Annotated in this window: 12 protein-coding genes and 1 other RNA gene; 9 read left to right on the top strand and 4 right to left on the bottom strand. The window is 36.1% G+C overall.

The window, feature by feature from the left end; genetic code table 11:
- Positions 1-19 precede the first annotated feature (19 nt).
- Entirely contained in the window at positions 20-1,138 is a 1,119-nt protein-coding gene (rpoD, locus tag Gferi_RS02185) for an RNA polymerase sigma factor RpoD (RefSeq protein WP_069974080.1), read from the top strand.
- 94 nt (positions 1,139-1,232) lie between these two features.
- On the opposite strand, the gene Gferi_RS02180 is transcribed toward rpoD, so the two are convergent.
- Positions 1,233-1,433: a hypothetical protein gene (locus Gferi_RS02180; protein WP_069974079.1), complete on the bottom strand. Its 201-nt coding sequence runs from the start codon at positions 1,431-1,433 to the stop codon at positions 1,233-1,235.
- A gap of 96 nt (positions 1,434-1,529) precedes the next feature.
- Here Gferi_RS02180 and Gferi_RS02175 point away from each other — a divergent pair, with 96 nt between their 5' ends.
- From Gferi_RS02175 to rnpB, 5 genes are all read left to right on the top strand, one after another.
- On the top strand, positions 1,530-2,252 hold the full coding sequence (locus Gferi_RS02175) for an HAD family hydrolase (RefSeq protein WP_069974078.1): 723 nt from the start codon (positions 1,530-1,532) through the stop codon (positions 2,250-2,252).
- 37 nt (positions 2,253-2,289) lie between these two features.
- Positions 2,290-3,003 carry a tRNA (adenine(22)-N(1))-methyltransferase gene (locus tag Gferi_RS02170; protein WP_069974077.1) on the top strand — a complete coding sequence of 238 codons (714 nt, stop codon included), beginning with the start codon at positions 2,290-2,292 and terminating at the stop codon, positions 3,001-3,003.
- Complete coding sequence (locus Gferi_RS02165; protein WP_069974076.1) at positions 2,970-4,088, top strand: Nif3-like dinuclear metal center hexameric protein; 1,119 nt, start codon at positions 2,970-2,972, stop codon at positions 4,086-4,088. The genes Gferi_RS02170 and Gferi_RS02165 overlap by 34 nt, the downstream gene beginning before the upstream one ends.
- Before the next feature lie 91 nt (positions 4,089-4,179).
- A complete protein-coding gene (locus Gferi_RS02160) occupies positions 4,180-4,893 on the top strand; it encodes a zinc ribbon domain-containing protein (RefSeq protein WP_069974075.1) in 714 nt (237 codons plus the stop codon).
- Between the two features lie 87 nt (positions 4,894-4,980).
- Positions 4,981-5,369: RNase P RNA component class A (gene rnpB / locus Gferi_RS02155), an RNA gene on the top strand.
- Positions 5,370-5,453: 84 nt separating this feature from the next.
- Here rnpB and Gferi_RS02150 read toward each other — a convergent pair.
- Positions 5,454-5,690: a hypothetical protein gene (locus tag Gferi_RS02150; protein WP_069974074.1), complete on the bottom strand. Its 237-nt coding sequence runs from the start codon at positions 5,688-5,690 to the stop codon at positions 5,454-5,456.
- Between the two features lie 227 nt (positions 5,691-5,917).
- Between Gferi_RS02150 and Gferi_RS02145 the strand changes: the two genes are divergently transcribed.
- The gene (locus tag Gferi_RS02145) at positions 5,918-6,814 is read left to right on the top strand and encodes a divergent polysaccharide deacetylase family protein (RefSeq protein WP_069974073.1); all 897 of its coding nucleotides are present in this window, start codon (positions 5,918-5,920) and stop codon (positions 6,812-6,814) included.
- A gap of 43 nt (positions 6,815-6,857) precedes the next feature.
- Here Gferi_RS02145 and Gferi_RS02140 read toward each other — a convergent pair whose 3' ends face one another.
- Complete coding sequence (locus Gferi_RS02140; protein ID WP_069974072.1) at positions 6,858-7,838, bottom strand: hypothetical protein; 981 nt, start codon at positions 7,836-7,838, stop codon at positions 6,858-6,860.
- Between the two features lie 240 nt (positions 7,839-8,078).
- On the opposite strand from Gferi_RS02140, the gene Gferi_RS02135 reads away from it, so the two are divergent.
- On the top strand, positions 8,079-9,335 hold the full coding sequence (locus Gferi_RS02135; RefSeq protein WP_069974071.1) for a hypothetical protein: 1,257 nt from the start codon (positions 8,079-8,081) through the stop codon (positions 9,333-9,335).
- 346 nt (positions 9,336-9,681) lie between these two features.
- Here Gferi_RS02135 and Gferi_RS02130 read toward each other — a convergent pair whose 3' ends face one another.
- A complete protein-coding gene (locus Gferi_RS02130; protein ID WP_069974070.1) occupies positions 9,682-10,161 on the bottom strand; it encodes a hypothetical protein in 480 nt (159 codons plus the stop codon).
- Between the two features lie 209 nt (positions 10,162-10,370).
- Here Gferi_RS02130 and Gferi_RS02125 point away from each other — a divergent pair, with 209 nt between their 5' ends.
- The gene (locus tag Gferi_RS02125) at positions 10,371-11,957 is read left to right on the top strand and encodes a DEAD/DEAH box helicase (protein ID WP_069974069.1); all 1,587 of its coding nucleotides are present in this window, start codon (positions 10,371-10,373) and stop codon (positions 11,955-11,957) included.
- The last annotated feature ends 150 nt before the right edge of the window (positions 11,958-12,107 follow it).

Raw genomic sequence — 12,107 nt, 5'->3', positions numbered from 1 at the left:
AAGAAAGGAGGGGAAGTCAGTGAGTAAGAAAGTTGAAGAACAAAAAGTTGAGTCGGTAAAAACATTAATAGACAAAGGAAAAAAAAGAGGTATATTAACATACAATGAAATTATGAACACATTAGAAGAAATTGAATTAGATAAAGAACAAGTAGAAGAAGTTTATGACAACTTAGCATCTATGGGTATTGATATTGTTGGTGAGCGTGATGATGAAGATTTAGATGATATACCAGAAGCAGAAGAGATTGATGACATACCCGAGACAGAAGAAATTGTTGATTTAGATATTTCTATACCCAAAGGTATTAATATAGATGATCCCGTAAGAATGTATCTTAAGGAAATAGGTAAAGTTCCCTTGCTTTCTGCAGAAGAAGAAATAGAATTGGCGAAGAAGATGGAACAAGGTGATGATGAGGCAAAGAAAAGATTGTGTGAAGCAAACCTTCGTTTGGTTGTCAGTATTGCAAAAAGATATGTAGGGAGAGGAATGCTATTCCTAGATTTAATCCAGGAAGGGAACTTGGGATTGATTAAAGCTGTTGAAAAGTTTGATTGGAGAAAAGGGTATAAGTTTAGTACTTATGCAACTTGGTGGATTAGACAAGCAATTACTCGGGCCATAGCTGATCAGGCAAGAACGATTAGAATTCCCGTACACATGGTTGAGACAATTAATAAGCTGATTCGTATATCCAGACAGCTGCTGCAAGAATTAGGTAGAGAACCTCGTCCTGAAGAAATCGCTAAAGAAATGGATTTGCCAGTGGAAAAAGTTCGGGAAATATTAAAAATTGCACAAGAACCCGTATCGCTAGAAACACCTATTGGTGAAGAAGAAGACAGCCATTTGGGTGATTTTATTCCTGATGATGATGCGCCTGCCCCTGCGGAAGCTGCTGCGTTTTCTATGTTAAAGGAGCAGCTAATAGAAGTACTGGATACACTTACGCCCCGTGAGCAGAAGGTATTACGTCTGAGATTTGGTTTAGATGATGGAAGGGCTAGGACTTTAGAAGAGGTTGGGAAGAAATTTGATGTTACAAGAGAAAGAATTAGACAAATTGAAGCAAAGGCTCTTCGCAAGCTTCGCCATCCTAGCAGAAGTAAAAAACTAAAAGATTATTTAGAATAAAGATTCGCTCTAATGGAGCGAATCTTTATAATTGACTAGAGTATCTATTAAAATAAAGTACAAGAATTTAGTATAACTTAAGCAAATAGATATTTTACCAATATTGTTTTTGTTTGGCATATTCTATCTTTTTTTCTTTGACAATATCATTTTCTTTAGAATCCAGTTGATCCTGCAGACAATTCATCAGTTGATCGGCTTCTTCTTCCCACTCAGTAGTTGTACCTCCCCATTTGAAATGAACTAAACTAGGATTAGGAGTCATAGAATGGGATTGGGTTTTCTTTTCATTCATAAAATAACCTCCCTTCCTATTAGTTTTTGTAAAAGTATGTTCTTTTATAGTAGATAATTATTGGCTGGAGTTCAATAATAGAAAGGATGCGATCTATTGATTAATACGATATTATTTGATTTAGACGGTACGCTTTTACCAATGGATGTAGATGTTTTTATGAGCAATTACTTTAAAGCTCTGGGGAAAAAATGTGCACATTTGGTAGATCCAAAGAAACTGCCAAAGATGATTCTTGATTCTACCGAGTGTATGGTTCGGAGTGTCGATGCAGTTAAGACCAATCAGGAAGTATTTATGGAGGACTTTGCTAAAAAAATTGAATCTGATTTTCAAAGCCTACTGCCTGTGCTTGACGAATTCTATAAAGAAGAGTTCCAAAATCTAAAATTCACTACCCAACCAGTAGAAATCGTTGTAGAGGTTATCAAGATTTTAAAAGAAAAAGGTTATACCCTTGTGGTTGCTACCAATCCTTTATTTCCCAGGCAAGCGATCTTGCACCGCATTCAGTGGAGCGGACTAGAAGAAAATGATTTCTCTCTTATTACAGATTATGAAAGTATGCACTTTTGTAAACCTAATTTAGATTTTTATAGTGAAATTCTTCAGAAGATTGAGAAGAGGTCTGAGGAATGTATAATGGTAGGCAACGATGTACAAGAGGACATCATAGCAGAAAAGCTGGGTATGAAAACATTTTTAATTGAAGACAATATCATCAATAGGGAAAATAAGGAACCCAGTCCAGAATATAGAGGAAGCTATCAGGATTTACTAGACTTTGTAATGGCTTTGCCAAACTTAAAGAAGGAATAAAGGATTGTTTATGGAATATAAATAGTGAGGAATGAACATGAAACTAAAACCCAGATTGTTAGCAATTGCACAAATGGTTAAGAATAACAGTGTAGTAGCGGATATTGGAACAGATCATGGTTATATACCCGTTTATTTGATTAATCATGAAATTGCTCGAAAGGTAATCGCTGCAGATATTAATCGGGGACCGTTAAACAGCGCCAACAGCACCATAAAAGCCCATGGTTTGGAAAACTATATCGAAACAAGACTAGGCAGTGGGTTAGAGGTATTATTGCCGGGAGAAGTAGATACGGTAATTATTGCAGGAATGGGTGGGCTGCTGATTCGAGACTTGTTGAATGCCCGACCGGATATTGTACAAACGGTGACTACATTTATCCTGCAGCCTATGGTTGCACAGGATGAATTAAGAAAATGGCTGATACACAATAGCTTTCAAATTGTTGAAGAAAAATTGGTAAAAGAAGATCATAGAATATATGAAATAATGGTTGTACAAAAAGGGCATCAGGAGATTCCAGATGATCTATATTATGATATCGGCATCAAACTGATAGAGAATAAGGATCCGCTGCTTCGAGAGTTTCTTTTAAAACATATACAAAAGAATAAGGTGATTATCGAAGGATTGAAAGATCAAAGTAGTGAAGAAGGCTGTGCAAAGAGACTGTCTTGTAGGGAAAAGCTTGAAAAATTAGAAGAGGTGTTACAATGGCTGAATCAGGAAGAAAAATTATTGAAATAATTGAAAAGCAGGCACCTCTTTACTTGGCAGAATCATGGGATAACGTAGGTTTACAGTTGGGCAACCCTGATAAACTAGTAAAAAAGATTATGGTATGTTTAGAGGTTACAGAGGCTGTTCTCCAGGAGGCGGATGCCAAAAGGATAGATATGATTGTAGCCCATCACCCATTGATTTTTAAGCCAATGAAAAAGTTCACAACCGATGATCCTTTAGGTAGAATGATCTATTTTCTAATTCAAAAGGATATATTACTCTACTGTGCCCATACTAACTTGGATATGGCTTATGGCGGTCTTAATGATCTATTGGCGTTTAACATTGGATTGTCAGAAATAAAATCTTTAACCAACACCTACCAGAGAAAGTATTTTAAGATTGTTGTCTTTGTACCTGAATCTCATGAAGAGGAAGTGCGTAGTGCATTATGCAGCGCAGGTGCTGGATTTATTGGAAACTATAGTGACTGTTCATTTAAGGTGAAAGGAGAAGGTACCTTTAGACCGCTAAGGGGTGCGAATCCTTATATTGGCAGCATTGGAGAAGTGGAACGGTTAAAAGAATCTCGAGTGGAAACCATTATTGCTGAGGATTGTTTACAAACAGCGCTTAAAAAGATGCTGCACGCCCATCCCTATGAAGAAGTTGCTTATGATTTGTATCCTTTAGGAAATGTGTATGAGAAAAATGGATTAGGGAGAATGGGCTATTTGAAGAATCCTGAAAAGCTATTAGAACTGTGCAATAGACTCAAGAGACTACTCGGAATAGAGACTATAAAAATTATGGGAGATCAAAGCAAAATAGTGAAAAAAGTTGGACTTTGTACCGGAAGTGGGGCAGAGTTTATTTACAATGCCTATCAAGAGGGTTGTGATTGCTTCATAACAGGAGATGTGAAGTATCACGAAGCGCAATATGCGCAGCAGCTGGATATCCCTGTAATCGATGCAGGCCACTTTGATACAGAAAATTATGCATGTGGTTTATATGCAAAAAGCTTAGAAAAACAGCTAGCGGACAATCACTGTCATGTAGACATATGCTTTTCCAGTACTAATATTAATCCATTTTGTTATATATAGAATAGGTTTACTTTGCCTATTCTTTTTTCATGTTTATTTTAAGCAATGAACAGATTAGACATTACTACAAATAAAAGAAAGGTGGGCTATTATGAAACAGTTGGATTTATTATGGGAGTTACAAGAAATGGAGCAGCTTCTAAGCGAAAAGAAAAAGCTTCTTAAAAATCTTCAACAACCTAAAGAGATCGAAGAGAAAATTCAAGAACATAAAAAAATGAAAAATGGATATGAAACGATTAGAAAGCAACTTGAAGATACACAAAAAGATATCAAAAAAATAGAACATGATCTAAAAGAGCTGGATTTTAAGAAGGAAGAGGTAAAGGGGAAACTTTATAGTGGGAAAATTAACGATTTAAAGCAATTGGGGATATTAATGAAGGAACAGGAAAAAGCAGAGGGGCAATATACACAAGTAGAAGCTAACCTGGTAGAAAAAATAGAAGAGACGGAGTCGTTGGAGGAAAAGGTTCGGGAAGAAGAAAAAATGGAAAGGAAAATGGGCTCTAAAATTAAGCATATGCTTAAGGAAAGAAAAATCGATATTGAGAAATTACAAGTCGAAATAGAGGCTTTAACAAAAAAAATTGAAATCCATTTGAATAATATAGAAAAAGCTTATATAGACGTCTATGAGGACGTCAAGCGGCGTAAAAACAATCCTATTGCATTGGTGGAGTATGATATCTGTACCGGCTGCCATATGGATCTCCCTGTGATGACAATGTCGGATTTAAAAAATCATAAACTTGTAACCTGTAATAACTGTAGTAGGATATTATATGTCCAGCTCAAGGGGTAGACGGTAAAGCCTGATTTACAATATTTGGATTTTGACAAAAACGATCCTTTATGATAATATATTCTTTGTCGTTAAAAATGAATAAAGCGAGTAAGTCAGATGGTCGCGTCAGAGGATTCATTCTCTGACGAGGAAAGTCCGAGCTCCGCAGGGCAAGGTGCTGGGTAATACCCAGTGGAGGCGACTCCAAGGATAGTGCAACAGAAATAGACCGCCCGGTATGCTGTAGAGCGTGTAATGCTTCTACAAAGGGGTCACCCCAATATACCAGGTAAGGATGGAAAGGTGAGGTAAGAGCTCACCAGCAACTAGGCGACTAGTTGGCTCTGTAAACCCCACCCGGAGCAAGACCAAGTAGGGATGAAAAAGCGGCTGCCCGTCGTGTCCCGTGGTAGGTTGCTTGAGCCTACTGGCAACAGTAGGTCTAGATAGATGACTGTCAAATACAGAACTCGGCTTATAGATTTGCTCGTTTAAGTAAAAATCACCTTTTCATAAAGGTGATTTTTTATTTTATTGCGTTATGTAGAGAATTGGGGACTACCCCAATTCTTTATTATTTAGCATCCTCTAATTCCGCCAAAAATTCCACAATTGCAGAATATTATTACAAGCAATAGGAAGAAGAATAACAATGATGTGTTATCGCCGATACCACCGATACCACCGACACCGCCAATTCCTCCAAACAATCCACAATTACAGAATATCAACACTAGCAATAGGAAGAAGAATAACAATGATGTGTTATCGCCAATACCACCAATTCCTCCAAAAAATCCTTTACTTTCACTCATGCGTTGCACCTCCAATCATTTTTATGTCCTTAGCCTTTTCCTTTGGCTAATACAAGTTATGCTAATATAGAAGCAAGTGTGCATAATTTAAGTAACACTATGCATTAAGAAGTGTTTTTTTATTTAAAAACGAAAATTATAATCTGAGAATCTTTGCAGGTGTTTCATAATACAAGCACTATTAATAATATACTTTGATAGAACCTGATTATAAAGGGGTGTGCATAGTGAGGATTAAAAAACTATTGACAGGAATAGGAGGGTTCCTTTTAATTGTTTTTACATACTTAGCGTTGAACCATGTTACGCTTTTGAATGTACAATTAGGTGGAATCATTGATTCGGTTGAAAAAGCGGAAATATTAGAAGAAATAAAAGGATATGGAGCACTTCAAGGAGGGGCAAGATTATTTCGCGTAGAGGAGGATAAAAAATACAGAGCAAAGGTAGCATTTCTAATTGATGATTTCGGAAATAATGGCGAAGGCACTGCAGAGATGATGACGATTGATAGACCTATGACCTTTGCCATCATGCCTTTCATGAAGTATTCAAAGCGAGATGCAGAAAATGCTCATAAAAAAGGATATGAGGTGATTGTACACCTCCCTATGGAGACGCGAAAGAATAGTGTTAGAGGGTTAAGTGCTGGAGCTATAAAAACTTCACAAACAGATGACGAAATTAAGAGCTTCGTCATTAATGCTTTTAAAGATGTTCCTTATGCGGTAGGTGCAAACAATCATATGGGCGTATTGGCAAGCAGTGACAGAAGAGTTGTTAACGCAGTAGTCAGTGTATTGAAAAAAAAGGATAAATATATAGTCGACAGTAAAACTACGCCAAAATCAGTTATATCAGAAGTCGCCCGGGCTCATGAGGTGCCTGTTATTGAGATGTCTGTTTTTCTGGATAATGAGAAAGCACCGGAAACCATTAAGCGGCAAATTAATCTTCTTGCTTATAGTGCATTAAAAAGGGGTTATGCTATTGGAATCGGTCATGTAGGTCCATTAGGTGGCAGCAATACAGCAAAAATGATTAAAGAAATGATCCCTGAGCTGGAAAAAAGGGGAATTAAGATTGTTTTTGTTTCAGAATTAATGAGGGACAAATATAAATAATAAAAGAAGAGATTTCCAATGTCGAAATCTCTTCTTTTATTATTTACTCGATAGATGCTTCTTCTGCTGCCTCTGTCGCTTCCGTTACGACGTCCTCGCTCCATTTTCTAGGTGGGCATGGACGGCGTTTTTTGTCTATTTGATCTGGGAATAATTGTGGAAAGGTTGTGCAAATTGGAGATACATCTGCTTGTAATACTGGGAATCCTGTTGAAAGGACGCAAAGTTGTACAGGAACTACAATTTTCTTTTCACAGGTTACGCAAAGTGCAATAATTAAATTAGCTCTTACAGCGCCAGTATTTGGATCGATAACGATGTCTCTCGTAATACTATTCGTAGCTAATCTTGTTTCGCAAGAGATATTACAGAACTCAGTAAAACGTGGCAAGAAAGCAGTGTCAAATACAGATGGTATACATAATTCAAAAAAGTTCGTCAAAATAAGGGGTGCTCCTTCTTTAGCAATGGGTACATTTGCAGATAATGTGACAGTCTTTTCACACTTTTTGTGATCAGCTATGACTACATCAATTTCAACAATTACATTTCCTGTTATTTCAATGATCTGTGTACCAAAAATAGGAGTACCTTTTCCTAATTCATCACATTCTTCTGTATCTGCAAATAATAGATTTTCTGAAGCAGTCCCATCAGGTCCGATGACTGTTACGGGTCTACCGCAGCCGTCCTGGACAAATTCTGCTCCTGCTACAGTTGTTGTAGGAGTGGCAACCAAATTTCTAGGATCATTAATATTAGCTGGATTAAAAAATTTTCTGCATCGAATGTCTAAGATCCGAAGAATTCTAGCGCCTGCACCTAATGCCGGTGTAAAGGGTTGGCCTGTAACCGTTGTTAATCCTTGTAGGTTAAATAATGCAGCATCGTATACTTTTTGAACATATATTGGCTCAGAAACGACATTTCGCAATGATCCGTCAAAGTGGCAACCAGTTTCAGCAGTACAGCATCTATCGGGAAGTGCAAGACTAACTTGTGGCGATTTATTTGTATTTGCCATAAATTTTCCTCCTTTTCATGATATTAAGACTACCCTTTCTAATTTCAGTATATTCCAGTTGAAAATTTCTGCTACTCTTCTTGTACGAATATAGCATAACTTTTGAAGGGGATTCATAGGATTAAAATGAAGTAAGAAAATATTTGTCTACTGCAATATCATAATATGTCAGAAATATAAAAGTGTTCCTTAAACCGAAAATCGATTGTACAAAGACAATTTTGATGGGAAGGTGATGAGATGTCCTTTGCAAACCAGAAGAACGCATTGGTAACAGACCAAGCAGGTAATATACATAGTTTTCGTTGGGATAATGAAAAGATTATTTATGCCTGTTTTTATAAACATACGAAAAAAATGGAGAAGGAAATTTTGGTTGAAGCTTGTATGCCGGAGTTTGACGTTATAATAGATAAGAAAGATACCATCTATCTTACCTGTCAACAAAAGGAAGGAAAGCTGCTATTGTTTATTTATCGTCTAGGTATATGGGAAAGAGAGGTACTACTGAGCTCGGAGGGAATAAATATTTATAATTTAAGTGTAATATCCTGGAAAGACGGACTTTACATTTTTTATTGCGTGCCTTCTTTTGAGAGCAATAAGGTTTATCGGATCTATTACTTATACCGGAAAGACGAGATTTGGAGAAATGCTGAACTGGGAGATATTCGGGTTAAGACATTATTAAATCCTCTCCAGGTTCTCAGCACCTCTCAAGGATTGATTTTAGGATACTATAATTTGGTCAATGGAGCAGAGCAACTATTTATTAAGTTATACGATGGAACATTGGATCTTTGGAGAGATACATTACAGGTTACTGATGGATTGAATGATAAATTGTATATAGATATCTTATTAGTGGAAGAGGAAGAATTAAACATTGTTTATAGTGAATATATAGATGGGAATTTAGTTGTCAAATATGAAAAGTATAAAATGGCAGGAAATAAATTAATTAAGAAATCAGAATACGAATTGTCGAATCCGGGAAACTGTTCTTATCCTACATTGATCATGTTTGATAACATGCTTTGGACTGTATGGACAGAGTATGATTATGTAGCCAGTAGTTTTTCTGAAGACAATGGTATGACTTGGAGTGTTCCATATCAATGGACAGAATCCAAGGAAGGTATTTTTGTACGTTATAAATATTGTTTAAATCCCAGAAATTCTGATCGATCTTATCTACTCAATTATTCCTATGGAAAGGATTTTCCTGACTTTACTTTTTTAGGTTTTGGATCTTTTGAAAAAGCAGTGGAAATGCCTCTTATAACTAAAAAAAAAAGAGAAGAGGAGGTTGAAGAGATATTGAGCATTCCTGAAAATCAAGAAAATGACTTAGTAGAAGTAAACCATGAGATTATTGAACAAGAAAACCTAATAGGAATAAAAGAGAAGCTACTTGAATTGGAAGATCGAATTGAACAAATTGAGAATTTTATTAATCGCAGGAGAAGAGGGTTTTTGTTTCCGCCAAGAGAATAATGATTCTGTAGAAGGGATAGTGGGCACGTTTAAGCGCTGTACTATCCCTTTCTATTATATCAGCAGTTAAAACGGTAAAAACTACAATAAAATTATTAAAAAATATAACAATATAAGACATATTTGTTGCAGGCTTAAAGTTCAATCATATAAAATATATTATATAAGAATATTTGTGAAAAACATTATTAGAGGTGAGCCTATGCCCAACCAAGAAATACTCCATAAAAACCATGGATTTTATACTGCATGGAGAGCCTTAGAGTAGGAGGGCCGTTATTTATGGGTCCTGAGTGGATACATATGTGTCATTACAGGACGTTGCAGGATAAGGTGTTGCAATGTACTAGGAAACATTGTTGGTGTGAAGTGGTATGAAAACTGTTTTTAAGGACATATATGCTTCATCTAAACTGGTCCGTCTAAACGCAAAATGCTGAGAGAGGGTGCGCGTCTCCTCGCCAAGCAAACGAAAGCGAAGCATGTCAAAATCTAAATTTTGAAAATGCTGAAGAAATAATTTTAAAATTTTTTGATCCATCTGTTTTTCGATACAACTTTTAGGAAAATTAAAATCTTGAATATAGATATATGAGCAATCCTCTTGGGCGTCATCATGAAAGCTAATGGTTATCAAAATCTTATTTTGAGCTGTATACCTAAACGACCAACTGTTACCCATATTCTTTGTATAAACTTGACAATGAAACTTATATCTGGTAATATCTTGTAAGGCTTTCACAAAATTCATTAGCTTAAATGTATTAATTTTTTCTGTAATAGGGAAGGTTTTTCTTCCCTTGTTTTTTGCGTAAATAGGCAGCATGCTAAAGCCTCCTGTTTATTTGCTTATCTTTATGTACCAATACAATATATGACATGTAAATAGTTTTTATGATGGCTTGTACATAGAAAAGGGATAAAAAGAAATTCACTGAAAATAATAATTCATATAAGATGATTGTTTTTTTATTAGATGAGACCATAAAAAGCTGTTTATCAGCGAGAATAAAGAATTGGAGAGTTGATAAAAACATGAACAACATTACTTTTAAACAACTAGGACTTATGCCGGAAATATTGAAGGCAATTGATGCCCTGGGCTATGAGGAACCGACGCCGATCCAAAAGGCTGCTATGCCTGCGGTAATGGATGGAAAGGATATTATTGGTCAAGCACAAACCGGCACAGGGAAGACCGCAGCCTTCAGTATGCCTGTCATTCAAAAACTTTCTCTAGATGTGAAGGGACCACAAGCCCTAATCCTTACACCTACAAGGGAACTGGCGGTACAAGTAGCTGACGAAATCAGCAAGTTTTCAAAGTATCTATCCGGTGTAAAGACTTTGGCTATTTATGGAGGTCAACCTATAGAACGACAAATTAAGGCATTAAAGGCAGGTGTACAAATCGTAGTAGGTACGCCAGGTAGAATGATTGATCATATTAACCGTAAGACGATAAAACTGAATAATGTGCATACGGTTGTATTAGATGAAGCAGATCAAATGTTGGATATGGGATTTTTGGAGGACATAGAAAGAATTCTGCAGGAAACTCCTGAAAATAGACAAACGTTACTATTTTCAGCAACGATGCCAAAAGAAATTGAAAATTTAGCGCGTAATTATCAGAAAAAACCCGAAAAAATCAAGGTTGTCCATGAGGTTTTAACGGTTCCCCTTATTGAGCAATACTACTATGAGGTCAAACCTCATGAAAAGTTAGAGGTTTTGACTAGATTGCTGGATATGGAAAAAGAAGGTTTAACCATCATATTCTGCAGAACAAAGAAGGGTGTAGATGAACTGGTAGAAAGTCTACAGAGCAGAGGATACTTTTCAGAAGGACTACATGGAGACCTAAAACAAAGTCAGCGGGATCGCGTTATGAAGAAGTTTAGAGAAGGAACTGTTGACCTTTTGGTAGCTACAGATGTAGCAGCTAGAGGCCTGGATGTAAACAATGTTCATATTGTTATCAACTATGATATCCCAGAGGACTTAGAATATTATGTTCATCGTATTGGCAGAACAGGCAGGGCAGGCAAAGCTGGAGTAACCTATACCTTTGTTACAGGCAGACAAATTGGATTATTAAAAAGTATAGAAAGATTTACCAAATCAAAAATTCGCCGTAAACCAATTCCGTCAGTAAATGATTTAGCAGAAAGACAGAGAGAAGTGTTTAAAAAGAGAATTGTATCTACGATTGAAGCAGGCCATTTAACACCTTATATTTCCTTAACGGAGACATTAGCTGAAGAATATAGTTCAATCGAAGTAGCTGCTGCATTAGCTAAAATTATTATGGAAAAAGAACGTACAGGCTTAGTGGATCGAAGTGAAGACTTGTTTGATGATACCGGTGCTACAGAATCTGATAAAGCTAGAATATTTATTAATATCGGAAAAAGGGATCGTATAAGAGCTGCGGACATTTTAGGTGCTGTTGCCAATGAAGGCGGTATATCCGGTCGTGAAGTAGGAACCATTGACTTATTTGATAAATATGCTTTTGTTGAAGTTCCCAAAAACCAAGCCGCCAAGTTAGTAAAAAAACTGAATAAAATCAGAATTAAAGGTAAGAAAATAAACGCTGAACCTGCAAACCAAAGATAGAGAATTTAATCTCTATCTTTTTTTTATAACTATTAGATATATTGAAAATTGAAAATATAAAAATGTTTTTACGTATCAAATTAATAATAAGCTATCACAAATGTCCAAAAAGATTTATAATGTTATAAAGAATGGAAATGTTACAAAAAA

It is taken from the genome of Geosporobacter ferrireducens (assembly GCF_001750685.1).
Classification (GTDB): Bacteria; Bacillota; Clostridia; order Peptostreptococcales; family Thermotaleaceae; genus Geosporobacter; species Geosporobacter ferrireducens.
The sequence above is the reverse complement of the archived record's forward strand: the minus strand, read 5'-3'. Positions and strand labels throughout refer to the sequence as shown.

What these genes read in the sequence shown, in the direction of transcription:
- Gferi_RS02170 (WP_069974077.1), top strand. Translation starts at nt 2,290, where the DNA reads ATGAAACTAAAACCCAGATTGTTAGCAATTGCACAAATGGTTAAGAAT.
- Gferi_RS02180 (WP_069974079.1), bottom strand. Translation starts at nt 1,433, where the DNA reads ATGAATGAAAAGAAAACCCAATCCCATTCTATGACTCCTAATCCTAGT.
- Gferi_RS02125 (WP_069974069.1), top strand. Translation starts at nt 10,371, where the DNA reads ATGAACAACATTACTTTTAAACAACTAGGACTTATGCCGGAAATATTG.
- Gferi_RS02165 (WP_069974076.1), top strand. Translation starts at nt 2,970, where the DNA reads ATGGCTGAATCAGGAAGAAAAATTATTGAAATAATTGAAAAGCAGGCA.
- Gferi_RS02130 (WP_069974070.1), bottom strand. Translation starts at nt 10,161, where the DNA reads ATGCTGCCTATTTACGCAAAAAACAAGGGAAGAAAAACCTTCCCTATT.
- Gferi_RS02140 (WP_069974072.1), bottom strand. Translation starts at nt 7,838, where the DNA reads ATGGCAAATACAAATAAATCGCCACAAGTTAGTCTTGCACTTCCCGAT.
- Gferi_RS02150 (WP_069974074.1), bottom strand. Translation starts at nt 5,690, where the DNA reads ATGAGTGAAAGTAAAGGATTTTTTGGAGGAATTGGTGGTATTGGCGAT.
- Gferi_RS02135 (WP_069974071.1), top strand. Translation starts at nt 8,079, where the DNA reads ATGTCCTTTGCAAACCAGAAGAACGCATTGGTAACAGACCAAGCAGGT.
- Gferi_RS02160 (WP_069974075.1), top strand. Translation starts at nt 4,180, where the DNA reads ATGAAACAGTTGGATTTATTATGGGAGTTACAAGAAATGGAGCAGCTT.